Source organism: Cypionkella sp. (genome assembly GCF_036782355.1).
In the GTDB taxonomy this organism is placed as follows: Bacteria; Pseudomonadota; Alphaproteobacteria; order Rhodobacterales; family Rhodobacteraceae; genus Cypionkella.
Genome location: NZ_DAIPZF010000001.1, coordinates 157,076 through 177,535 on the forward strand (window position 1 = coordinate 157,076; position 20,460 = coordinate 177,535).

Genomic DNA, 20,460 nt, shown 5'->3' on the forward strand with positions numbered 1-20,460 from the left:
GCGCGGGACGAGGAAGGCTTATGCGTCGTGAAAGATATGCCACAAAATGAATTAATCGCGGCTCCGGCCGCCAAGTCTCGTAAATATGACATGCAGCGGCTGTCATATGCGGGAACTTTTACCAACCCGTTCAAATCGGGCAGCATTCGTGCGATTGAATGGCTGACCGCGAAAATTCAGTTGTTGCGGCTGATCCGCGAGTTTGAACGCTCGGGTGCGCCCTTTGGTGCGCCGTTTTGGCCCAAGGCGATCAAGCAGATGGGCATTCGCATCGACACGCCGGCCGAGGAAATCGCGCATATTCCGGCGACGGGTCCGGTCGTGGTGGTGTCAAACCACCCGCATGGGCTGGTCGATGGCATGATTATCGCCGAATTGGTCAACCGCGTCCGCTCTGACTTCAAGATTTTGACGCGGTCTTTGCTGACAGGCATTCCAGAAGTTGAACAGTTCATGATCCCGGTGCCGTTTCCGCATGAGGAAAACGCGCGCGAGTTGGGCTTGCAGATGCGCAACGAAACCATGGCGCATCTGAAGGCGGGCGGGGTGATTATTCTGTTTCCGGCCGGTAAAGTGGCAATGTCAGAGACGTTTTTCGGCCCTGCGATCGAGGCCGAATGGAACGTCTTTACCCATAAGATGATTCAGCGTTCGGGGGCCACGATCCTGCCGATGCATTTCACCGGGCAAAACTCGCGGCTGTTTCTGATTGCCAATAAGCTGTCGGATACGCTGCGGCAGGGTCTGCTGTTGTACGAGATCAAACGCGCATTGTTCAAGCCGCAGCGCCCGTTTATTGGCGCGCCGATTCCGGCTTCGGTGCTGGATCAGTGGGATGGCAACCCGCGTGGATTTTTGGCTTGGCTGCGCCAGCACACACTTGATTTAGGCACAAAGCCAAAAGGTTAGCGCGTCGGAACAGGAACATCGCCGCGGTAATCGTAAAAGCCGCGCTTGGTTTTGCGCCCCAACCAGCCTGCTTCGACATATTTTGACAACAGCGGGCAGGGCCGATATTTGCTGTCGCCCAAGCCGTCATGCAGCACGTTCATGATTGCAAGACAGGTGTCCAAACCGATGAAATCGGCCAGTTCCAGCGGCCCCATCGGATGGTTGGCACCCAGCTTCATCGCTTCGTCAATCGATTTGACCGAGCCAACGCCTTCGTAAAGCGTATAAACCGCTTCGTTGATCATCGGCACCAGAATGCGGTTAACGATAAAGGCGGGGAAATCTTCGGCATTGGCGGCGGTTTTGCCCAGACGCCGGACCACCTCCATCAGGGTGTCATAGGTCTCGCGGTCGGTGGCGATGCCGCGGATCAGCTCGACCAGCTGCATCACCGGCACGGGATTCATAAAGTGAAAACCCATAAAGCGTTCGGGCCGGTCTGTGCGCGAGGCCAGACGCGTGATCGAGATCGACGAAGTGTTCGAGGTCAGAATGGTCTGCGGTGCCAGATGCGGCGCAAGCCCTGCAAAGATGGCGTTCTTGACCTCTTCCCGCTCGGTCGCGGCTTCGATGATCAGATCGCAGGGGCCCAGATCGGCGAGCGTTGCACTGGTTTTGATGCGCGCCATGGCGCCGGCTTTGTCGGCGGCGGAAATCTTCTCGCGCGAGACTTGGCGCTCCATATTCTTATCAATGGTGGCGATGGCGGCGCCCAACATCTCGGGGTTCACATCGTTTAGCAAAACCTCGTAACCAGCCAAGGCAAAGACATGCGCGATGCCATTGCCCATTTGCCCTGCGCCCACGATGCCCACCGAACGGATTTCCATACCAAACACCCTTTTGCTGCTGTGCAGCACCATCGCAGCCCGCCGCAGGCAACGCAAGGGCGGCCGTTCTGCACAGTATTTAAGGCAAATCCGGTTTTTAACATTTTAGAAAGCCGACTCGGTCAGGTTTGGGAGTGGGTGTTAAGACATTGGGGTGGCTATGGCCTATATCTTTCCTGGCGAAGGATCGTTGAACTATGAGCTTTGCCAATACGGCAGCTCTCGGGTGCTGTTTCGCGGGCCGAAACAGCCGACGGATGGCGCTTATCTGGCCCTGCTGGGCGGAACCGAGAGCTATGGCAGGTTTGTGCAAGCGCCGTTTTCCGCGTTGCTGGGGCGCGGCATGGCGCTGCCTGCGGTCAATTTGGCTTCGATGAACGCGGGACCAGATCTTTATTTGAATGAGCCAGAGCTGCTGCGGATTGCCGCGCAAGCGCGGGTTGCCGTGGTGCAGGTGATGGGCGCGCAAAACATCTCGAACCGCTATTACACGGTGCATCCGCGCCGCAATGATCGATTTCTGGCGGCCTCTCCTTTGCTGAAAGCGCTGTTTCCAGAGGTGGATTTTACCGAATTCAACTTTACCCGACATTTGTTGATGGCGCTGCAATCCCACTCGAGGGATCGGTTTGAGGTGCTGGCCGAGGAGTTGCGTGCTGCGTGGGTGCTAAGGATGCAGCAGGTTTTGGCGGCGCTGAAGGGTCGGGCGATTTTGCTTTGGCTGTCAGAATCTGCTCCGCTTCACCCCGAGCGACGCGCGGTGTTGCAGCGTCTGCCGATCTTGGTGGATGCCGAGATGGTTGCCGCCGTGCGTCCGCATGCCGCGCAATATCTCGAGGCGGTCTATCGCCGCGATGCGCTGTCGAAAGGCTGTTCGGGCATGGCCTTTGCGCCGATGGAGGCGATGGCTGCGGCTGAACTGCCCGGCCCTGCGGCGCATCAAGAGATCGCGGCCAAGCTGATGCCGCTGGTCGCATCGATTTTGGCGCGCCAGCATTGAAAAGGGCGCCCGCAGGCGCCCTTTCAGATCTTACAGCTTTTCGATCAGCTCTGGCACCGCGGTGAACAGATCGGCGACAAGGCCGTAATCTGCCACTTGAAAGATCGGCGCTTCTTCGTCTTTGTTGATCGCGACGATGATCTTGCTGTCTTTCATCCCGGCCAAATGCTGAATGGCACCCGAGATGCCGACCGCCACATAAAGCGAGGGGGCGACGACTTTGCCGGTCTGGCCAACTTGCCAATCGTTCGGCGCATAGCCCGAATCGACCGCCGCGCGCGAGGCACCAACCGCGGCGCCCAGTTTGTCGGCCAAAGATTCGATCAGCGCAAAGTCGGCTTGCGAGCCCACACCACGGCCGCCCGACACCACGATGCCGGCCGAGGTCAGCTCGGGGCGATCCGAGGTCGCAACGCGGTCTTCAACCCAAGCCGACAGGCTTGCGTCAACAGCTGCGCTGGTTTTCTCGACCGCCGCAGCGCCGCCCATGCCCGCCGCGTCAAAGGTCGCGGTGCGCACGGTCATCACCTTGATGCCATCCGAAGATTTCACGGTCTGAATGGCGTTGCCGGCGTAGATCGGGCGCTCAAAGGTATCGGCGTCGATCACGGCGGTGACTTCGGAAATCACCATAACGTCAAGCAAAGCCGCAACGCGGGGCAAAACCGATTTCGAAAACGCACCCGAGGGGGCTGCGATATGGCTGAAACCGGGGGCAAGCGAGACGATCAGCGCTGCGGTTGGTTCGGCCATCGCGTGGCAATAGGCGTGATCATCGGCAAACAGCACCTTGGCCACGCCGTCCAGCTTGGCCGCCTCTGCCGCTGCCGCGTCGCCGCCGGTGCCTGCAACCAAAATGGTGACATCGCCCAAGGATTTCACAGCCGTCAGGGTCTTTGCGACCTGATCGGTGGCCAATTGGCCGTCAACAATATCTGCGAGAAGAAGAACGGCCATCAGATCACCCCTGCTTCGTCTTTAAGTTTTGCGATCAGCTCGGCCACCGAGGCCACTTTGACGCCAGCCTTGCGGCCTGCGGGTTCGGTGGTGTTGACGATGCTAAGGCGTGGCGCGACATCAACGCCGTAGTCTGCCGGCGTCTTGATCGCCAAAGGCTTGGCCTTGGCCTTCATGATATTGGGCAGGCTGGCGTAGCGTGGCTCGTTCAAGCGCAAATCAACCGTGACGATTGTTGGCATTTTCACCGAGATTTGCTGCAAACCGCTGTCAACTTCGCGGGTGACGGTGGCTTTGTCGCCGTCAATCACCAGCTCGGAGACAAAGGTCGCCTGCGACCAACCCAACAGAGCCGAGAGCATTTGTCCGGTGGCATTCATATCGTTATCAATGGCTTGCTTGCCGCAAAGCACGATGCCCGGCGCTTCTTCGCGCACCACGGCTGCCAGCAGCTTGGCCACGGCCAAAGGCTCGATATCGGTCTGCACATCTGCGGTGGCTTCGATCAGGATGGCGCGATCTGCCCCCATAGCCAAGGCCGTGCGCAGGGTTTCCTGCGATTGCTTGACGCCGATAGAGACCACGACGATCTCGGTCGCGACGCCCTTTTCCTTCAGCCGGATCGCTTCTTCGACAGCGATCTCGTCAAAGGGGTTCATCGACATTTTCACGTTGGCAAGATCGACGCCCGTGCCGTCCGCTTTGACACGGACCTTCACGTTATAGTCGATCACACGTTTGACAGGCACCAGGACCTTCATCGCGCATATCTCCATTTCCAAGGGCCCCAAAGGACCGATCAAGCTCTCGGCTTCGTCATATCGCGTCAAGCGCTTTGGGAACAGACCAAAACCGACCCAAAGGCGCGGTCAGACGTCGCGTCTTGGTTCTTAGCGCGTCAGGCCCGGCACCCAAAGCACATCATCTTTGCCATCATTATTAGCGATGCGGCCCGCGACAAAGAACCAATCTGACAGGCGGTTCAGGTATTTGACCGCCTCGTTGTTGACCTCTTCCATGGTGGCAAGTTCGACGACGCCGCGTTCAGCCCGACGCGACACTGTGCGGCAGACATGCAGATGCGCCGCCAAAGCCGAGCCGCCGGGCAGGATAAAGCTGCGCAGCGGCGTCAGCTTGGCGTTCATCACATCAATTTCAGCTTCCAGACGCGCGACCTGCGCTGCGATCATCCGCAGCGGCGGATAGGCGGCGGTGGCGTCATTGTGCATGTCAGGCGTGCAAAGATCAGCGCCCAGATCGAACAGATCGTTCGAGATCCGCTGCAAGGCCGCATCCATCTCGCCGCTGGCATGCAGCCGCGCCATACCGACGGTGGCATTGGTTTCATCGACATTGCCGTAGGCGGTGACCCGCATCGAATGCTTGGCCACCCGCGCGCCATTGCCCAGTGCGGTTTCGCCCGCGTCGCCGGTTTTGGTGTAGATTTTCGACAGAACAACCATGTTTTAGCCTTTGCTGTGAAGATAGGCATAGCCCACAATGATGATAACCGCCCCAGCCTGCGCGATGATCCGATAACGCATCAGCCGGTTCGAGTGTTTGCGGTTGAACTCGCCACCCTTTGCAAAGCTGCCGATGCCAAGCATCAGAATGATCAGCACGACAAAGCAGGCAAGCACGCCTATCAGGAAAATCGGATCGCTGGGCATCGGGTGTCCTTTCGTTTCGCCCTCACTTAGGCGTATGTCGGCGAAAAGCGAATGCAAAAACGTATATCGAGCTTGGTCTGCGGCAAAAAGCGGCGGCCTAGCCTTTTGCGATCACCCAATCCAGCAGGCGGGTTGGCAAGATGCGGCGCAAAAAGCCCATCAGATGCGTCGGCATGGTGACGTAGTAGCGCGCGCGCGGACGCGGGCTTTCCAGCGCATGGATCAGTTTTGCGGTTACCGCGGCCGCTGGCAGCTCCCATGTATCGGGGGGGCCTGCCTGGTAAAGCCTTTGGCGCAAGGCGATGTATTGCTCGGCGCGCGCCGAATTTTCCCAATCAATCCAACGTTCAAAATGCGGAATCGCCTTTTCGCGGATTGCGGTGCCGATTGGGCCCGGTTCGATCAGGATCACTTTGATCGGGGTGTCAGACATCTCGATCCGCAGCACATCGGTCAGGCCTTCCATCGCGAATTTTGTCGCCACATAGGCGCCGCGCCATTTCAGCGCCACCAATCCCAAAACTGAAGAGCAGTTGATGATCCGGCCATGGCCCTGCGCCCGCATCAGCGGAATAACCCGCCGCGTCAGGTCGTGATAGCCAAAGAGGTTGGTTTCAAAAATTGCACGCAGCGCGCCACGCGGCAGATCTTCGACAGCACCCGGGCAGGCGAAGGCGCCGTTGTTGTAAAGCGCGTCTAAGGTGCCGCCGGTGCGGCTGACCACCTCGGCCACGGCGGCCTCAACGCTGGCCTCATCGGCATAATCCAGCACAAAGCTTTCCAGCCCCTCGCTGCGCAGACGGGCGCAATCAGCCTCTTGGCGGCAGGTTGCAAACACCCGCCAGCCCCGTGCCGCCAATCCGCGTGCCGCATCCAGACCAATGCCCGAAGAGCAGCCGGTGATCAAAATTGTCTTTTGCATGAGGAAAGGCCCTGTTAAAAACGTTTGCCCTTCCTAGGCTGCGGCTTGCGGTCAGACAACGCCAATCTGGCTATTGGCGAAGCAAACGGCTGGCGACGTAGCCTTCGACGCCATCGCCTTCAATCCTTATCCGCGCCCAGCCACCTGTCGCTTGTGGCTCCAGAACCACCAAAACCTCATCGCCACGCTGAAGCTTGCCGATGACCGCGTAATTTGTGCCCGGCCCGCCGCGCACATTCGCACTGCTGGCGCGGACCCGCAAAATAGGTCCCAAAGCCTCGGCGATGATCTCTGGTTGCGAGTCGGCTTGTGGCGGGTCGGGCAGCTGCATCACCGGTGCTGTCGGCGCAAAAGCCACGCTTACAATTTCCACAGGTTCAGACTTTGACGGAAGCTGCGGCGCGCGCGGTTTCAAGGGGTTTGCATCTTTTGCCATCAGGCCAAAGCGTTTGATTTCAGGCTCTGCGCCTGCCCCCCACATCGCAAGGAAAAGACCCGCGCACAAAAGCAATGTCAATCGAACCATCATACTCACACCTCACCCACTGGAATTGGATAGCATAAAACTACCCGAAAGATTAAGAGAAAAATCTCTGCGCTTTCCCCCCATAGTCCTCTGTCAATTTTCCGTCTGGACCCATGCGCCGCGTCGCACTACACAACATTCATGTCAAATGAAGCCGATGACCCCAAGATTGAGCCGATCACCCTTGCCGAGCCTTTGGCGCGTGCGATCGGCGAGCGCTATCTGACCTATGCTTTGTCCACCATCATGCACCGCGCGCTGCCCGATGCGCGCGACGGCCTAAAGCCGGTACACCGCCGGATTCTTTATGCCATGCGCGAGCTGAAGCTTTCAGCCACCAGTGCGTTTCGCAAATCGGCCAAGATCTCGGGCGATGTGATGGGCAACTATCACCCCCATGGCGATGCTGCGATTTACGACGCGATGGCGCGTTTGGCGCAGGATTTCAACGTGCGCTATCCGCTGGTGGATGGTCAGGGCAATTTCGGCAATATCGACGGCGATAACCCAGCCGCCTCGCGCTATACCGAAGCGCGTCTGACCGCGATTGCCGAAACCTTGATGGAAGGTCTGGCAGAAAACTGCGTCGATTTCCGCCCCAATTACGACGGCACTTTGGAAGAACCCATTGTGATGCCGGCGGCCTTTCCGAACCTTTTGGCGAATGGCTCCTCGGGCATTGCGGTTGGTATGGCGACCAATATTCCGCCGCATAATCTGGACGAACTTATTCAGGGCTGCCACGCGATGCTGGCAAACCCAGATCTGGGCGATGAAGAGCTGGTCAAGCTGATCCCCGGCCCCGATTTCCCCACCGGCGGCGTGATCGTCGAACCCCGCGAAGCGATTGCCGAGGCGTATCGCACCGGGCGCGGGTCGTTTCGCACCCGGGCGAAATGGTCGGTCGAGGATCTGGGCCGTGGTACTTGGCAAATCGTGGTCACCGAAATTCCCTATCAGGTGCAAAAGTCCAAGCTGATCGAAAAGCTGGCCGAGGTTATTCAAACCAAAAAAGTGCCGCTGCTGGCCGATGTGCGCGACGAATCTGCCGATGATATTCGCATCATTTTGGAGCCGCGCGCCCGCACGGTGGAACCCGAAATGCTGATGGCGGCGCTGTTCAAATCGACCGATCTGGAAAGCCGCTTTAGCCTGAACATGAACGTGCTGATCGACGGGCGGCAACCAAAGGTTTGCAGCCTTAAGGATGTCTTGCGCGCCTTTTTGGATCACCGCCGCGAGGTTCTGCGCCGCCGCAGCCAGCACCGTCTGGAAAAGATCGACCATCGGCTCGAGATTTTGGAAGGCTTCATCATCACCTTCCTGAATTTGGATCGTGTGATCGACATCATCCGTTATGACGACGAACCCAAGGCCGCGCTGATGGCCGAGGATTGGGGCAAAAAGCACCGCCGTGCGAGTTCGGAAAAAGACTATATCGCCCCCGCAAAAGGTGGCGAAGGCGAGCTGACCGAGGTGCAGGCCGAGGCGATTTTGAACATGCGCCTGCGGTCTTTGCGGCGTCTGGAAGAGATCGAGCTGATCCGCGAGCGCGACGCGCTGATGGTCGAGCGCGCGGGTCTGGTGGATCTGTTGGACAGTGACACGCTGCAATGGCAGCAGATTGGCCGCGAGCTGGAAGAGATTCGCAACAAATTCGGCAAAGATACCGTTCTTGGCCGCCGTCGCAGCGAATTTGCCGATGCGGGCGAGGTGGAAGAGGTGTCTTTCGAGGCGATGATCGAGCGCGAGCCGATCACGGTGATTTGCAGTCAAATGGGCTGGATCCGCGCGCTGAAGGGCCATGTCGATCTGACCACCGAACAAAAGTTCAAAGATGGCGATGCCGCGCGCTTTGCCTTCCATGCCGAGACCACCGATAAAATCTTGCTCGTTGGTGCCAATGGTCGGTTTTACACGCTGATCGGCGTCAATCTGCCCGGTGGGCGCGGCATGGGCGAACCTGTGCGGCTGATGGTCGATCTGCCTAATGATTCTGAGATCGTGGATCTGCAAATCTTCCGGGGTGGCGAAAAGATGCTGGTTGCCTCTTCGGCGGGCGACGGCTTTGTTGTGGCCTCGGACGAGGTGCTGGCGCAGACCAAGGCGGGCAAACAGGTGCTGTCGCTGGGCGCTGGTGTGAAAACTGCCGTCTGTCGCAAGGTGACGGGCGATCATGTTGCCGTTGTCGGCGATAACCGCAAAGTGCTGGTGTTTCCGCTGTCTGATTTGCCGGAAATGGCAAAGGGCAAGGGCGTGCGGCTGCAAAAATACAAAGACGGCGGGCTGTCGGATGCCACCACCTTTGTTTTGGCCGAAGGTCTGTCGTGGAAAGACCCCGCTGGCCGCACCCGCACGGAAACCGATCTGGCGGAATGGATCGGCGCGCGGGCCTCGGCTGGACGGATGGCGCCGCGCGGTTTCCCGCGCGACAACCGCTTTACCTAAAACCGCTGCGGGCGGGTCAAACGCCCTCGACCGGCCCGCCTGCCGCAACCCAAGCGCTGAAGCCCTCGCGCAGATGTGCGGCTTCAAACCCCATGTCTTGCAGCGTCGCCACCGTCAGCGCCGAGCGCCAGCCAGAGGCGCAGTGAAACACAAAGCGTTTGCCCGCTTGGCCAAACACCGGTTTGAAATAGGGGCTTTCGGGATCGACCCAGAATTCCACCATGCCGCGCGGCGCATGCACCGATCCGGGGATAAAACCTGTGCGCTCGCGCTCGCGCGGGTCGCGGATATCGACGATCACCACATCGGGATCGGCCAGCAGGGCGATGGCGTCTTGGGTTTCAATCTCGGTGATCCGCGCGCGGGCGGTGGCGACCAAGGTCGCGGCATTGACGGCAAGTTTTTGCATGGGCGCCTCCTAACACTTTTAAGCTATTTGATCCGATTGCGCGGGCTTGTGCAAATGCCGATTGCCGCAGCGCCCCTTGCCCCGATCCGCCCCAAAGGCTAGTCTAGCCGCAGTGCAGCAGTAAGGAGCCAGCTATGGCGCAGCGTCTTCATCTTGTCTTTGGTGGCGAACTTGTCACCCCAGATCAGAACGTGTTCAAAGATGTGAATGACATCCATATTGTTGGCATGTTCCCCGATTATGCCAGCGCCTTTAACGCCTGGAAGGCCGAGGCGCAGCGCACAGTCGACAACGCCCATATGCGCTATTTCATCGCGCATATTCACCGCCTGCGCGAAGAAAACAAATCCGCCTCTTTGACCGAGGAAATGGGCGCTTAACGCCCACGCATCATGGTATTTTCGCTTGGCCGCACGCTTTACAATCTGGCTGCGGGGCGCGTGCCTGCGGTGGATGTGCGACGGCCCGCGCGGCCTTCCGGTGATGTGATTTGGCTGCACGCCCCCAGTGCCGCTGCGGTGGTTGGGCTGACCAGTCTGGCGCGGCGGATCGAGTCTGAGGTGCAGGCCAAGGTCTTGCTAACCTGTCCTGAAGACGTCGCGCTGCCTCCGCAGCAGCTGCGCGATTCAGCCCCCTTTGATCGCCATGCCGAGGTGCGCAGCTTTTTGCAGCATTGGCAGCCAAAGCTGGTGATTTTCTCGGAAGGTGAGCTGCGTCCAGCGCTGATTGCCGAAGCGAGAGAGCGGTGCATTCCGATGTTGATGGTCAATGCCCGCGATCCATTTTTGTTGCGCGAGCGCGATGGCTGGTATCCGGGCTTGGTGCGCAGCTGTCTTACCGCCCAGCAACGGGTTTTCGCAATTGATGCCGCAGGCGCGCGAGCGTTTCGGCGGGCTGGGGCAGAGGAAGTCGTGGCTTTGGGGCGGCTTGAAGAACCCAGCGCCGCGCTGCCGCATCACGAACCCGAACGCGCGGCTTTGGCGGCCTTGCTTGCGACACGGCCGATCTGGCTCGCGGTGGGCGTGCCCGAGGCCGAAGAGCCGGCGGTGATCGCCGCACATCGCGCGGCGCTGCGGCTGTCGCATCGCTTGTTGCTGATCCTTGTGCCGCAAGATTTCTCGCGCGCCGAGGCTTTGGTGCAGCAGATGGAGGTCGCCGAAGGCTGGACCGTGGCACAGCGTAGGTTGGAACAAGAGCCAGATCCGGAAACCACCGTCTATATCCCTGATTCTGATAGTGAATATGGGCTTTGGTATCGGCTTGCGCCGGTCTGCTTTATGGGCGGCAGCCTGTCGGGGCAGGGCTGTGCGCGCAATCCAATGGAGGCGGCGGCGATGGGGTCGGCGATTATCTATGGGCCAAAGCCGGGGATATTTGGCTCGGTTTTTGGCCGGCTTGGGGCAGGGCAGGCGGCGCGGGCGGTCGGCGATGCGGCGGATTTGGGCGAGGCCTTGGGCGATTTGCTGGCGCCTGATCGTGCCGCCCGTCTGGCGCAGGCGGCATGGTCGCTGTCCTCTGATGGGGGCGAGGCAAGCGAGCGGGTGTTTCAGGATCTGCGCGCTCTGATCGCGGGGGGGGCGTGATGCGGCCGCCTGCGTTTTGGCATCAGCCGGTTGGGGTTTGGGCGCGCCTGCTTGCGCCGCTGGGCTGGATCTATGCCGCCAGCGTAGCGCGGCGTCTGCGCAAGCCCGGCTATCGCGCGCAAGTACCGGTGATTTGCATCGGCAATATCAATGCAGGCGGCACTGGCAAGACGCCCACTGCCATCGCCTTGGTCGAACGGCTGGCAGCACGCGGGCTGCGGGTGGCCGTGGTCTCGCGCGGTTATGGCGGACGCCTGGTGGGCCCTGTTGCGGTTGACCCCAAGCGGCACCGCGCGGCTGATGTTGGCGACGAGCCTTTGCTGCTGGCCGCCTTTGCGCCGGTGTTTGTGGCGCGTGATCGCGCCGCAGGGGTGCAGATGGCCGAGGCCGCGGGCGCGCAGGTGGTGCTCTTGGACGATGGCTTTCAAAACCCAAGCGTGATCAAAGACATCTCGATTGTGGTGGTCGATGCTGCGGTGGGCTTTGGCAATGGCCGCTGTTTGCCGGCGGGGCCTTTGCGCGAACCTGTGGCCGTTGGGCTGGCGCGGGCAGATTTCGTGCTGGTGATTGGCGAAGGCCGCGTCAAAACCGCCGCCGTGCCGCAGCTGTCTGGCAGGCTTGAGGTTTTGCAGATGGGGATGGATTGGCACGGCGAGCGGGTGCTGGCCTTTGCTGGCATCGGGCGGCCGGAAAAGTTCTTTGCCACCCTGCGCGCCACCGGAGCCGATGTGCTGCGCGGCGAGGCTTTGGAAGATCACCAAGTGCTGACACCCGCGCTTTTGGCGCGGCTTGAGGCCGAGGCAACCCTGCGCGGCGCCCAGCTTGTCACCACCGAAAAAGACGCCGTGCGCCTGCCCGAAGCTTACCGCATGCGGGTGTTGACCCTGCCGGTGCGGCTGCAAATCGCCGATTGGTCGGCATTGGACGCTCGCCTTGCCGCCTTGGGCGTTATATAGCGCCGCAAACCCCTTACGGAGGCTAAGATGTCAGAGATCAAAACCCTATTTGTAACCCGGCTTTATCGTGCGCATCTGTCCGAGATGGGCGCGGGTGTCGATGGCTCTGAACTGGAGGGCGCTTGCCTGTCGATTGCCGAAGATGACGAGGCAGGCCAAAGATGGTGCGAGGAAAACGACTATCCCGGCTATACCTCTTATGCCTCGTTGGATGATCTGCCTTGGCGGTTTCCGATCTTTCAGGCGCTGGTCGATCTGTTGGACAAGCATGTCGCGGCCTTCGTGAAAGAGCTGGATTTCGAGCTGGGCGAGAAAGAGCTGAAGCTTGATTCGCTTTGGGTCAATATCTTGGGATCAGGCGGCAACCATGCCTCGCATATCCACCCCCATAGCGTGATTTCCGGCACCACCTATGTGACCATGCCCGAAGACACCAGCGCGATCAAATTCGAAGACCCGCGGCTGGCGATGATGATGGCCGCACCGCCGCGCAAAAAGACCGCGCGCGAGGATCTGCGCAGCTTTATCTATGCCAAGCCCGAGGCCGGCGAGGTGCTGTTGTGGGAAAGCTGGCTGCGCCACGAGGTGCCGATGAATATGTCGGATGACGAGCGGATTTCGATCAGTTTTAATTATAACTGGGGCTAAGGCGCGGCTGACTCCGCTCTGTTTCGCTGCAACATAAGGAAATACCATGCACTTCGTTGAAATCGTTGCCCTGCTGGCTGTGCTACAGTTTTTGTTCTTTGGCATTATGGTGGGCAAAGCGCGGATGGTCTCGGGCATCAAAGCTCCCGCTGTGACGGGTGATGCGGGGTTCGAGCGCGCCTATCGGGTGCAGATGAACACGCTGGAAATGCTGATCGCGTTCTTCCCTGCGCTTTATGTCGCAGCACAGCATTGGTCTGGTTGGTTGGTTGCTGCGATTGGTGCGGTGTTTCTGGTTGGCCGGATGATCTATTGGCGCGCCTATGTCAAAGACCCCTCCACGCGGAGCTTGGGCTTTGCGCTGTCGTTTGGCCCCGTTTTGGTTCTGGCAGTTTTGGGTTTGATTGGAGCCGCGCTGGCGATGTAAAAGAGGGGGGTGACCCCTTCTATTTGCCTAAAATCTCGTCCTGATGCTGGCCCAGCTTTGGTGCAGGGCGATCCAGTGCCAGATCAGCGCCGGAAAACCGGAAGGGCGAGCGGACGCCCTTAATGCCTTCGGGCGCGATTTCCATTTGCCGCGCCACAACCTGAGGGTCGGCAAAGGTTTCGGCCAGATCATTGATCGGGCCTGCGGGCACGCCTTGGGCTTCGCAAGCGGCCAGCAAATCAGCCTTGGCAAAGCCGCGCGTGGCTGCGGTCAGCCGCTGGGTCAGATCGGCGCGGTTGGCGACGCGGTCGGCATTTGTGGCAAATTGTGGCGCATGTGCCAGATCGTGCAAGCCCAAAATCTCGCACAGCCGCTGGTATTGCGTATCGTTGCCCGTGGCCAGAATGATCCAGCCATCGGCGCAATCAAACACCGCATAGGGCACCAGATTGGGATGCGCATTGCCCATCTTTTTTGGCGCAATCCCCGAGGTTAGATAGTTCTGCGCTTGGTTCGACATCACGCTGGTTGCGACATCCATCAGCGCCATGTCGATGTGTTGACCCATCCCCGTGCGGCCGCGTTGCACCAAGGCCGCCAAGATCGCGGTGGCGGCATAAACGCCGGTGAACACATCGGTGACCGCCACGCCCACCTTTTGCGGCTGCCCCTCAGGCTCGCCCGTCACCGACATCAGCCCCGCCATGCCTTGGATGATGAAATCATAGCCTGCGCGATGCGCATAGGGGCCGGTTTGGCCAAATCCCGTGATCGAGCAATAGATCAGTTTGGGGTTGATCGCGTGGAGGCTGGCATAGTCGAGCCCATATTTCGCCAGCCCGTCAACCTTGAAGTTTTCGATCAGCACATCGGCGTCGGCAATCAGGCGATGCACGATCTCTTTGCCCTCGGGCGTGCGGAAATCGGCGACGACACCACGTTTGCCGCGGTTGGTGGCGTGGAAATAGGCGGCAGAGATTTCGTCGTCGCGGGTTACAAAGGGCGGGCCCCAGCGGCGGGTGTCATCGCCTTCGGGGGCCTCGACCTTAATCACATCCGCGCCCAGATCGGCAAGGGTCTGGCCAGCCCAAGGGCCTGCCAGAATCCGCGCAAGTTCGACGACCTTGACCCCTGCAAGCGGCGTGTTCATCACTTGGCCAGTTCTGCCTCGATCAGCGCTTTCAGGTCAGGATAGGCCATATTGGTATGCTTTTCGCCATTGATCAAAAAGGTCGGCGTGCCTTCGATGCCAGCAGCTTTGAAGCTGGTTTCGTAATGGTCAACCAGCGCCTTGGCCATGTCATTGTCTTTCATGCAGGCATCAAGCGTCGCGTCATCCATCCCAGCTGCGCGACCGATTTTCTTTAGGTTCTCAACCACTTCGGTTGGCTTGTCGCTGGCAGCCCAGTCTTTTTGCGTAGAATAAAGCGTGTCGGTGATGCCGATATAGCGCATCTCGCCGCCGCAACGCGCCATCATGCCCGCCCAAAGGCCGTAGCGGTCAAAATAAACCTCGTGGTAGACCAGACGCACTTTGCCGGTGTCGATAAACTCTGCCTTCAGCAGCGGGTAAACCGTCTCGTGAAAATGCGCGCAATGCGGGCAGGTGAAAGAGGCGAATTCGTCGATCACCACCTTGGCGTCAGCCGCGCCAATGCCAAAGTCTTGAATTTCGATCGCCGCAGCAGCTGGGGCGGGCGTGGCGGTGGTGTCGGCATTAACTGCCCCAAGGCCAAGGCCAAAGGTCAGCGCCAAAGTTGCAGCAGCGGTTGTAAAGAGATTGGCCATCAAGAGGAACCTTCCTTGGATTTGCGGCGAGTTAAGAAGTTTTGCACCAGAGATTCAAGCGCATTGCGCAGCGCCTCGTCCTTTACCGGCGCTGCAAGGCTTGCGGCCTCTTGCTTGACCGCAGCCGAGGCGGCGGGTTTGGCGCGGGGTGCGTGGGAAAACTGCGCCTGACCTTCGGCAAAGCCGGTGGCTGCGGTTTGGGTCAGGATAATGCGCGAGATCGCGGCATAGCCGTAAGCGGCATTTACCTTTTCGCGCAGCTGTTCTTTTTGCATCTCGATCATCGGGGCGTTGGCGCCGGTGACCAGCAGGGTCAGGGTCGCGCCCATGCCCTCGCGGCCATAGCCGATTTTCACCGGGCGGGTGATGGCGGCCATCTGCGCGCCTGCGATTTCATCCCAATGCGTCAGCACGCGGGCCACGGCAAAGCCACGCTTTTCGCCCACCGTGCGGATTTGTTCGCGCAGCAGGCCAGAGGTTGCCTCAAAACCGCGAAAGCGGCGCTTGGGCGTGGGCGGTGGTGCGGATGCGCGGGCCATCTGGTCCTTTCAAGATCTGGCTCTATTGTAAGGGGCAGGGTGCTGGCATGCCAGAGCTTTGGCAGCCAAAGGGGGATAAAGATTGCGTGACGCAGCGGTGAGCGAGCAGCTTTTGGCGTGGTATGATGGCGCCGCAAGGGTGATGCCCTGGCGGATTGGGCCTGCGGCACGGGCTGCGGGCGCGCGGCCTGATCCCTACCGGATCTGGCTGTCTGAGGTGATGCTGCAACAGACCACCGTCGCTGCGGTCAGCGGCTATTTCACCCGCTTTGTCACGCGCTGGCCCAGCGTGCAGGATCTGGCGGCAGCTGCGGATGCAGACGTCATGGCCGAATGGGCGGGGCTTGGCTATTACGCCCGCGCGCGCAATCTGCTGGCCTGCGCGCGCGCCGTGGTGCGCGATCATGGCGGGGTGTTTCCTGCCACGGCTGAGGGGCTGCGGGCTTTGCCCGGCGTGGGGCCCTATACGGCGGGGGCGGTGGCCTCGATTGCCTATGACGAGCCTGCGGTGGTGGTGGATGGCAATGTCGAGCGCGTGATGGCGCGGCTGTTCGCGGTCGAGACGCCTTTGCCGCTGTCAAAGCCTGCGCTGATCGCGCATGCAACCCGGCTGACCCCGCGCCTGCGGGCTGGGGATTATGCCCAAGCGGTGATGGATCTGGGGGCGACGATTTGCAGCCCGCGCAACCCTGCTTGTGGCATTTGCCCGCTGATGGCGCTTTGTCTGGCGCGCAAGGCCGGCATCGCGGCAGAGCTGCCGCGCAAGCTGCCAAAACCGGAAAAGCCGGTGCGGCGCGGCGCGGTTTGGCTGGCGGAAAATGCTGGCCAAATGCTGGTCGAGCGGCGGCGCGACAAAGGTTTGTTGGGCGGCATGTTGGGCTTTGTCGGCGATGGCTGGGACGGTGCAGGCGGTGGCCCGCCGTTTCAGGCCGAGTGGCAGATCTTGGGCGAGGTCAAGCACACCTTCACGCATTTCCATCTGTTTCTGACCGTGCATTGGGCCAAAGCGCGCGGCAACCCCGAACGCGGTAGTTACGCAGATCTTAACCCCGACGATCTGCCAACGGTGATGCGCAAGGCCTATGACCTTGCGTTCACCACCCAAAAGCCGCGTTGAGGCCTTGGTTTTTTTCGATACACTGTGCTGAACTGAGAGGGTTCCATGCGTCAAATTCCGATCTCTGAGGTGCAAAAGCTGCAAAATGCCCTGCCGTTCTGGCTGTCTTTGGGCATGCTTCCGGTGGCGGTTTTAGGCGCGCTTTGGGGCGGGGTCTGGGTGGCGGGCTTGCCGCTTTATTCTTGGGTGCTGTTTTCGATCTTGGATGCGATCAACGGCCTGAATGAGGACAACGCCGACCCTGAAACGCCTGAAACCAACCTGACCTATTACCGCGCGATCACGCTGATCTGGTTTCCACTGCAAGCTGTGCTGCTGTTTTGGATGGTCTGGTATGTGCCGCAGGCGGCGCATTTGGGCGGGCTGGAAAAGCTGGTGCTGTTCTTTGGCGCGGGCATCGTCTCGGGCACGGTTGGTATCAACTATAGCCACGAGCTGATGCACCAAAAACCCGTGGCCGAGCGTTGGTTGGCCGATCTGCTGCTGGCCATGGTGTTTTACGGCCATTTTCGCAGCGAACATCTGCGGGTGCATCATCTTTATGTCGGCACCCCGCGCGATCCGGTGACGGCGCGCTATAACGAAGGTTTTCATCGGTTTTTTCCGCGTGTGCTGCGGCATTGCTACGGCTCTGCTTGGCGGGCCGAGGTGGCGATGCTGGCGCGCAAAGGTCTGAATCCCTTTGATAAATCCAACCCGTTTTGGCGCTATTGGGGCCTGCAAGCGGGGATGATCTGTCTGGCCTTTGGCTTGGGGGGCTGGCAGGGGCTGGGGTTGTTTTTGTTTCAGGCCATGGTTGCGATCTGGCAGCTTGAGCTGGTGAATTACGTCGAACACTACGGGCTGACGCGGCGCTATCTGGGCGAGGGGAAATATGAACATGTGCGCCCACATCACAGCTGGAATGCGACGCAAAAGGCGTCGAACTGGCTGCTGATAAATTTGCAGCGCCACTCTGACCATCATTTCAAACCCGACCGCCGCTTTCCCTTGCTGCAAACCTATGCGGCAAACGATGCGCCGCAGATGCCTTATGGCTATCCGGTGATGACGGTGGCGGCGATGCTGCCGCCGATCTGGCGGCGCATCATGAACCCGCGCGTGCGGGCGTGGCGGCGGCAGTATTACCCCGATATCACCGATTGGAAGCCCTATAACAAAGCGCTGAACCCCGCCCCCAAAGGCGCGCCGCTGTGATCATTCGACAGGCGTGCCCAAGACCGCAATCGCCAGCCCAAAAACCGCAAGCCCCGCATAGGCGGTGACGCGCAAAGCGCTCTGGTCGCGGTGGCTGGCGGCAATCGCGGCCTGCAGCGCGTAATAAAGCGCAAAGGCGCGCGAGGCATAGGCGATGATCTGAAAGACATCGGCGCTCCATGTCAGGGCAAGGCCCGCGCCGACCAAAACCGCATAGGCTTGACGCGACGAGACGCGGCTGCGCGTCAGCTCGGCGATCAGACCGCCCGCGCCGCTGGTGTCTGCAATGGCTGCGGAAAACTGCGCACTTAGCGCTGCGGCCACCAGCATCGCGGGCAAGATCGGCGCGACCACAGCCATCATCGCAATGATCGCGGTCTCGCTAAGCGCGCCGGTGGCGGGGGCAAAGGCATAGGCCAGAAGTGTGATGTAAATCATATAGATCACGGTCGAGATCGCCTGCGCCCATTGCATGGATCTGATGCGGACCCGCGCGTCATAACTCTCGGACAGATAGCGCGAGGTCTCGAACCCTTGCACGGTGACGATCAGGCCAAAGCCCAAGGTCAGGCTTTGCCACAGCGAAACCTGCGGCGGAATGATCTGCAAGGCACCCGCCTGCGCTTGGGTCACAAAATAGCCCGCAAGCCCGGCCAAAAGCCCCGCGATCACCACCAGTTTCACGCCGACGGTGACTTGTTCCAGCCGTTCCAGCGCGTCAAACCCGCGCAGCCAGCCGACGCCAAGGATCAGCAAGAACATCGCCGAGGTCAGCAACCGCGCATGCAGCGCATCACCGTAGGGCGTCAGGCTGACACCAAAAGCGCCGAACAGGTTCAGGTAATAGGCCACCGAAATCACATAGGCAAAGGACAAGACCCAAGAGGCGGCGGTTTCCAAGCCTTGCTCGATGATCGGGCGGGGCTGGGTGCTGCGATGGGCGATATTGCTGCGAATGGCGGCGCCAAAGGCCCAAGCGCCCGCGCAAAGCGCTGCCATCACCAAGGGAGCGCTGGCCCCCCAAGATTGATGCAAGATCGGCCCCAGCACCAGAAACCCCGATCCGATGATCGAGGCCAGCGGCGTCATCGTCGCCCGCCACAAGGGCGCATGCGACAGCCGCGGATACAGCAAAATGGCGGCGATCAGCAGACTGCTGGTCAGGATCAGGGCGTTTTGCATCGGCTGGGGTCTGCTTTGCTGTAAAGGCGCATCGGAGTGATTAAAGGCAAAAATCCCCAGCGTGCAAGCACGCTGGGGCAGTGGTGCCATGGGCGGACCGTGGCACGGCGTAAACCTGAAATTTCGCGGGAAGGCTGCGCCAAAGCGCAGCCCGGTCAGTGGCGACGACCTGTGTCGGCCTCCATCTCGGCGCGGATTTGTTGGCGCAGGATGTCGATTGGGATCATCTTGCCATCGCGCTTGAAGTGCCAATAGGTCCAGCCGTTGCAGGAGGGCGCACCTTCCATCTTGGCGCCGACTTGGTGGATCGAGCCTTTGACGTCCAGCCCGATCAGCGTGCCATCAGCGCGCACCTTGGCGGAGTGGCGGCTGCCGATGGAATAAAGCTCTTCACCGGGGCGCAACATGCCGCGTTCGACCACTTGGCCAAAGGGCACGCGGGGTTCGGCGCGCTTTGATCCGGTTACTTCCAGCGCCGAGGCGTCAAAGCGGCGCACGCGTTCGATGCGGGCGGCGGCGACTTTGCGGTAAGCCTCTTCCCGCTCGATCCCGATGAAATCGCGGCCCAGCATCTTGGCAACCGCGCCGGTGGTGCCGGTGCCAAAGAACGGGTCAAGCACCACATCGCCGGGGTTGGTGGTGGCGATCAGCACGCGGTGCAGCAGGCTTTCGGGCTTTTGCGTTGGATGCGCCTTGTCGCCGTGTTCGTCTTTCAGACGCTCGTGCCCCGTGCAGATTGGCAAAACCCAATCCGAGCGCATTTGCACGCCGTCGTTCAATTCCTTCAGCGCTTCGTAGTTGAAGGTGTATTTCGAATCCTCATCGCGCGAGGCCCAGATCAGGGTTTCATGCGCATTGGTCAGGCGTTTGCCGCGAAAGTTCGGCATCGGATTGGATTTGCGCCAAACCACATCGTTCAGCATCCAATAGCCTTGGTCTTGCAACGCAGAGCCGACACGAAAGATGTTGTGATAGCTGCCAATCACCCAAATCGCGCCGTTTGGTTTCAACAGCCGTTTCGCAGCGGCCAACCAGTCGCGGGTGAATTTGTCATAGGCGGCGAAGCTGGCGAATTGGTCCCAGTGATCGTCAACCGCATCGACTTTGGAATTGTCGGGGCGATGCAGATCGCCTTTCAACTGCAAGTTATAGGGAGGATCTGCGAAAATCAGATCAACGCTGCCAGCAGGCAATGCGTTCATCCGTTCAATGCAATCGCCATCAAGAATTTGGTTCAGCGGAAGCGAAACCGCCTCAGCCGCTTTTGTTTTCGTTGCCATCTGTACTGCCTCTTACCTCGGTGTTTGCCA

At 60.1% G+C, this 20,460-nt stretch carries 23 protein-coding genes; 10 read left to right on the forward strand and 13 right to left on the reverse strand.

From position 1 onward, the window contains the following. Positions 1-36 precede the first annotated feature (36 nt). Positions 37-909 (forward strand): lysophospholipid acyltransferase family protein, encoded by an 873-nt coding sequence (locus V7Q10_RS00785; protein ID WP_333867172.1) that lies wholly within the window; start codon positions 37-39, stop codon positions 907-909. Here the strand turns inward: V7Q10_RS00785 and V7Q10_RS00790 are convergent. Continuing rightward, the gene (locus V7Q10_RS00790) at positions 906-1,781 is read right to left on the reverse strand and encodes a 3-hydroxybutyryl-CoA dehydrogenase (RefSeq protein ID WP_333867115.1); all 876 of its coding nucleotides are present in this window, start codon (positions 1,779-1,781) and stop codon (positions 906-908) included. The two genes, V7Q10_RS00785 and V7Q10_RS00790, sit on opposite strands and share 4 nt — an antisense overlap. A gap of 160 nt (positions 1,782-1,941) precedes the next feature. Here V7Q10_RS00790 and V7Q10_RS00795 point away from each other — a divergent pair, with 160 nt between their 5' ends. Continuing rightward, the gene (locus V7Q10_RS00795) at positions 1,942-2,781 is read left to right on the forward strand and encodes a DUF6473 family protein (protein ID WP_333867116.1); all 840 of its coding nucleotides are present in this window, start codon (positions 1,942-1,944) and stop codon (positions 2,779-2,781) included. Positions 2,782-2,811: 30 nt separating this feature from the next. Here V7Q10_RS00795 and V7Q10_RS00800 read toward each other — a convergent pair whose 3' ends face one another. The 6 genes from V7Q10_RS00800 to V7Q10_RS00825 form a co-directional block, all read right to left on the reverse strand. Continuing rightward, a complete protein-coding gene (locus V7Q10_RS00800) occupies positions 2,812-3,738 on the reverse strand; it encodes an electron transfer flavoprotein subunit alpha/FixB family protein (RefSeq protein WP_333867117.1) in 927 nt (308 codons plus the stop codon). After that, a complete protein-coding gene (locus V7Q10_RS00805; protein WP_333867118.1) occupies positions 3,738-4,499 on the reverse strand; it encodes an electron transfer flavoprotein subunit beta/FixA family protein in 762 nt (253 codons plus the stop codon). Before V7Q10_RS00805 ends, V7Q10_RS00800 begins: the two co-directional genes overlap by 1 nt. Before the next feature lie 129 nt (positions 4,500-4,628). Beyond that, positions 4,629-5,201 carry a cob(I)yrinic acid a,c-diamide adenosyltransferase gene (locus V7Q10_RS00810; RefSeq protein WP_333867119.1) on the reverse strand — a complete coding sequence of 191 codons (573 nt, stop codon included), beginning with the start codon at positions 5,199-5,201 and terminating at the stop codon, positions 4,629-4,631. A gap of 3 nt (positions 5,202-5,204) precedes the next feature. Continuing rightward, entirely contained in the window at positions 5,205-5,408 is a 204-nt protein-coding gene (locus V7Q10_RS00815; protein WP_333867120.1) for a twin transmembrane helix small protein, read from the reverse strand. Positions 5,409-5,505: 97 nt separating this feature from the next. Beyond that, positions 5,506-6,330 carry an SDR family NAD(P)-dependent oxidoreductase gene (locus V7Q10_RS00820; RefSeq protein WP_333867121.1) on the reverse strand — a complete coding sequence of 275 codons (825 nt, stop codon included), beginning with the start codon at positions 6,328-6,330 and terminating at the stop codon, positions 5,506-5,508. 70 nt (positions 6,331-6,400) lie between these two features. Further along, a complete protein-coding gene (locus V7Q10_RS00825) occupies positions 6,401-6,859 on the reverse strand; it encodes an SH3 domain-containing protein (protein WP_333867122.1) in 459 nt (152 codons plus the stop codon). A gap of 138 nt (positions 6,860-6,997) precedes the next feature. Between V7Q10_RS00825 and V7Q10_RS00830 the strand changes: the two genes are divergently transcribed. Further along, positions 6,998-9,304: a DNA topoisomerase IV subunit A gene (locus tag V7Q10_RS00830; RefSeq protein ID WP_333867123.1), complete on the forward strand. Its 2,307-nt coding sequence runs from the start codon at positions 6,998-7,000 to the stop codon at positions 9,302-9,304. A gap of 16 nt (positions 9,305-9,320) precedes the next feature. Here V7Q10_RS00830 and V7Q10_RS00835 read toward each other — a convergent pair whose 3' ends face one another. Beyond that, complete coding sequence (locus V7Q10_RS00835) at positions 9,321-9,713, reverse strand: rhodanese-like domain-containing protein (RefSeq protein ID WP_333867124.1); 393 nt, start codon at positions 9,711-9,713, stop codon at positions 9,321-9,323. A 134-nt stretch (positions 9,714-9,847) separates the two neighbouring features. Between V7Q10_RS00835 and V7Q10_RS00840 the strand changes: the two genes are divergently transcribed. The 5 genes from V7Q10_RS00840 to V7Q10_RS00860 are packed head-to-tail and all read left to right on the forward strand — an operon-like array spanning position 9,848 to position 13,327. After that, a complete protein-coding gene (locus V7Q10_RS00840) occupies positions 9,848-10,093 on the forward strand; it encodes a DUF4170 domain-containing protein (protein ID WP_333867125.1) in 246 nt (81 codons plus the stop codon). A 12-nt stretch (positions 10,094-10,105) separates the two neighbouring features. Further along, positions 10,106-11,296 (forward strand): 3-deoxy-D-manno-octulosonic acid transferase, encoded by a 1,191-nt coding sequence (locus V7Q10_RS00845; RefSeq protein WP_333867126.1) that lies wholly within the window; start codon positions 10,106-10,108, stop codon positions 11,294-11,296. Beyond that, the gene (gene lpxK / locus V7Q10_RS00850; RefSeq protein WP_333867127.1) at positions 11,296-12,252 is read left to right on the forward strand and encodes a tetraacyldisaccharide 4'-kinase; all 957 of its coding nucleotides are present in this window, start codon (positions 11,296-11,298) and stop codon (positions 12,250-12,252) included. The genes V7Q10_RS00845 and lpxK overlap by 1 nt, the downstream gene beginning before the upstream one ends. A gap of 27 nt (positions 12,253-12,279) precedes the next feature. Then, entirely contained in the window at positions 12,280-12,900 is a 621-nt protein-coding gene (locus V7Q10_RS00855; RefSeq protein WP_333867128.1) for a TIGR02466 family protein, read from the forward strand. 46 nt (positions 12,901-12,946) lie between these two features. Continuing rightward, entirely contained in the window at positions 12,947-13,327 is a 381-nt protein-coding gene (locus V7Q10_RS00860) for an MAPEG family protein (RefSeq protein ID WP_333867129.1), read from the forward strand. A 19-nt stretch (positions 13,328-13,346) separates the two neighbouring features. On the opposite strand, the gene V7Q10_RS00865 is transcribed toward V7Q10_RS00860, so the two are convergent. Genes V7Q10_RS00865 through V7Q10_RS00875 form a run of 3 tightly spaced genes read right to left on the reverse strand, consistent with a single transcriptional unit; the run spans position 13,347 to position 15,654 of the window. Next, on the reverse strand, positions 13,347-14,477 hold the full coding sequence (locus tag V7Q10_RS00865; RefSeq protein ID WP_333867130.1) for a CaiB/BaiF CoA transferase family protein: 1,131 nt from the start codon (positions 14,475-14,477) through the stop codon (positions 13,347-13,349). Then, entirely contained in the window at positions 14,477-15,115 is a 639-nt protein-coding gene (locus V7Q10_RS00870; RefSeq protein WP_333867131.1) for a DsbA family protein, read from the reverse strand. The genes V7Q10_RS00865 and V7Q10_RS00870 overlap by 1 nt, the downstream gene beginning before the upstream one ends. After that, complete coding sequence (locus tag V7Q10_RS00875; protein WP_333867132.1) at positions 15,115-15,654, reverse strand: DUF721 domain-containing protein; 540 nt, start codon at positions 15,652-15,654, stop codon at positions 15,115-15,117. Before V7Q10_RS00875 ends, V7Q10_RS00870 begins: the two co-directional genes overlap by 1 nt. An 82-nt stretch (positions 15,655-15,736) precedes the next feature. Between V7Q10_RS00875 and V7Q10_RS00880 the strand changes: the two genes are divergently transcribed. Further along, positions 15,737-16,771 carry an A/G-specific adenine glycosylase gene (locus V7Q10_RS00880; RefSeq protein WP_333867133.1) on the forward strand — a complete coding sequence of 345 codons (1,035 nt, stop codon included), beginning with the start codon at positions 15,737-15,739 and terminating at the stop codon, positions 16,769-16,771. Between the two features lie 45 nt (positions 16,772-16,816). After that, the gene (locus tag V7Q10_RS00885) at positions 16,817-17,968 is read left to right on the forward strand and encodes an alkane 1-monooxygenase (RefSeq protein WP_333867134.1); all 1,152 of its coding nucleotides are present in this window, start codon (positions 16,817-16,819) and stop codon (positions 17,966-17,968) included. Here V7Q10_RS00885 and V7Q10_RS00890 read toward each other — a convergent pair whose 3' ends face one another. Then, positions 17,969-19,150 (reverse strand): hypothetical protein, encoded by a 1,182-nt coding sequence (locus V7Q10_RS00890; protein WP_333867135.1) that lies wholly within the window; start codon positions 19,148-19,150, stop codon positions 17,969-17,971. It lies immediately after the preceding gene. A 155-nt stretch (positions 19,151-19,305) separates the two neighbouring features. Continuing rightward, positions 19,306-20,430 carry a site-specific DNA-methyltransferase gene (locus tag V7Q10_RS00895; protein WP_333867136.1) on the reverse strand — a complete coding sequence of 375 codons (1,125 nt, stop codon included), beginning with the start codon at positions 20,428-20,430 and terminating at the stop codon, positions 19,306-19,308. Positions 20,431-20,460 lie beyond the last annotated feature (30 nt).

What these genes read in the sequence shown, in the direction of transcription:
- V7Q10_RS00820 (WP_333867121.1), bottom strand. Translation starts at nt 6,330, where the DNA reads ATGCAAAAGACAATTTTGATCACCGGCTGCTCTTCGGGCATTGGTCTG.
- V7Q10_RS00805 (WP_333867118.1), bottom strand. Translation starts at nt 4,499, where the DNA reads ATGAAGGTCCTGGTGCCTGTCAAACGTGTGATCGACTATAACGTGAAG.
- V7Q10_RS00840 (WP_333867125.1), top strand. Translation starts at nt 9,848, where the DNA reads ATGGCGCAGCGTCTTCATCTTGTCTTTGGTGGCGAACTTGTCACCCCA.
- V7Q10_RS00865 (WP_333867130.1), bottom strand. Translation starts at nt 14,477, where the DNA reads ATGAACACGCCGCTTGCAGGGGTCAAGGTCGTCGAACTTGCGCGGATT.
- V7Q10_RS00830 (WP_333867123.1), top strand. Translation starts at nt 6,998, where the DNA reads ATGTCAAATGAAGCCGATGACCCCAAGATTGAGCCGATCACCCTTGCC.
- V7Q10_RS00845 (WP_333867126.1), top strand. Translation starts at nt 10,106, where the DNA reads ATGGTATTTTCGCTTGGCCGCACGCTTTACAATCTGGCTGCGGGGCGC.
- V7Q10_RS00800 (WP_333867117.1), bottom strand. Translation starts at nt 3,738, where the DNA reads ATGGCCGTTCTTCTTCTCGCAGATATTGTTGACGGCCAATTGGCCACC.
- V7Q10_RS00825 (WP_333867122.1), bottom strand. Translation starts at nt 6,859, where the DNA reads ATGATGGTTCGATTGACATTGCTTTTGTGCGCGGGTCTTTTCCTTGCG.
- V7Q10_RS00795 (WP_333867116.1), top strand. Translation starts at nt 1,942, where the DNA reads ATGGCCTATATCTTTCCTGGCGAAGGATCGTTGAACTATGAGCTTTGC.
- lpxK (WP_333867127.1), top strand. Translation starts at nt 11,296, where the DNA reads ATGCGGCCGCCTGCGTTTTGGCATCAGCCGGTTGGGGTTTGGGCGCGC.
- V7Q10_RS00885 (WP_333867134.1), top strand. Translation starts at nt 16,817, where the DNA reads ATGCGTCAAATTCCGATCTCTGAGGTGCAAAAGCTGCAAAATGCCCTG.
- V7Q10_RS00810 (WP_333867119.1), bottom strand. Translation starts at nt 5,201, where the DNA reads ATGGTTGTTCTGTCGAAAATCTACACCAAAACCGGCGACGCGGGCGAA.
- V7Q10_RS00835 (WP_333867124.1), bottom strand. Translation starts at nt 9,713, where the DNA reads ATGCAAAAACTTGCCGTCAATGCCGCGACCTTGGTCGCCACCGCCCGC.
- V7Q10_RS00785 (WP_333867172.1), top strand. Translation starts at nt 37, where the DNA reads ATGCCACAAAATGAATTAATCGCGGCTCCGGCCGCCAAGTCTCGTAAA.
- V7Q10_RS00860 (WP_333867129.1), top strand. Translation starts at nt 12,947, where the DNA reads ATGCACTTCGTTGAAATCGTTGCCCTGCTGGCTGTGCTACAGTTTTTG.
- V7Q10_RS00890 (WP_333867135.1), bottom strand. Translation starts at nt 19,150, where the DNA reads ATGCAAAACGCCCTGATCCTGACCAGCAGTCTGCTGATCGCCGCCATT.
- V7Q10_RS00815 (WP_333867120.1), bottom strand. Translation starts at nt 5,408, where the DNA reads ATGCCCAGCGATCCGATTTTCCTGATAGGCGTGCTTGCCTGCTTTGTC.
- V7Q10_RS00870 (WP_333867131.1), bottom strand. Translation starts at nt 15,115, where the DNA reads ATGGCCAATCTCTTTACAACCGCTGCTGCAACTTTGGCGCTGACCTTT.
- V7Q10_RS00855 (WP_333867128.1), top strand. Translation starts at nt 12,280, where the DNA reads ATGTCAGAGATCAAAACCCTATTTGTAACCCGGCTTTATCGTGCGCAT.
- V7Q10_RS00875 (WP_333867132.1), bottom strand. Translation starts at nt 15,654, where the DNA reads ATGGCCCGCGCATCCGCACCACCGCCCACGCCCAAGCGCCGCTTTCGC.
- V7Q10_RS00895 (WP_333867136.1), bottom strand. Translation starts at nt 20,430, where the DNA reads ATGGCAACGAAAACAAAAGCGGCTGAGGCGGTTTCGCTTCCGCTGAAC.
- V7Q10_RS00790 (WP_333867115.1), bottom strand. Translation starts at nt 1,781, where the DNA reads ATGGAAATCCGTTCGGTGGGCATCGTGGGCGCAGGGCAAATGGGCAAT.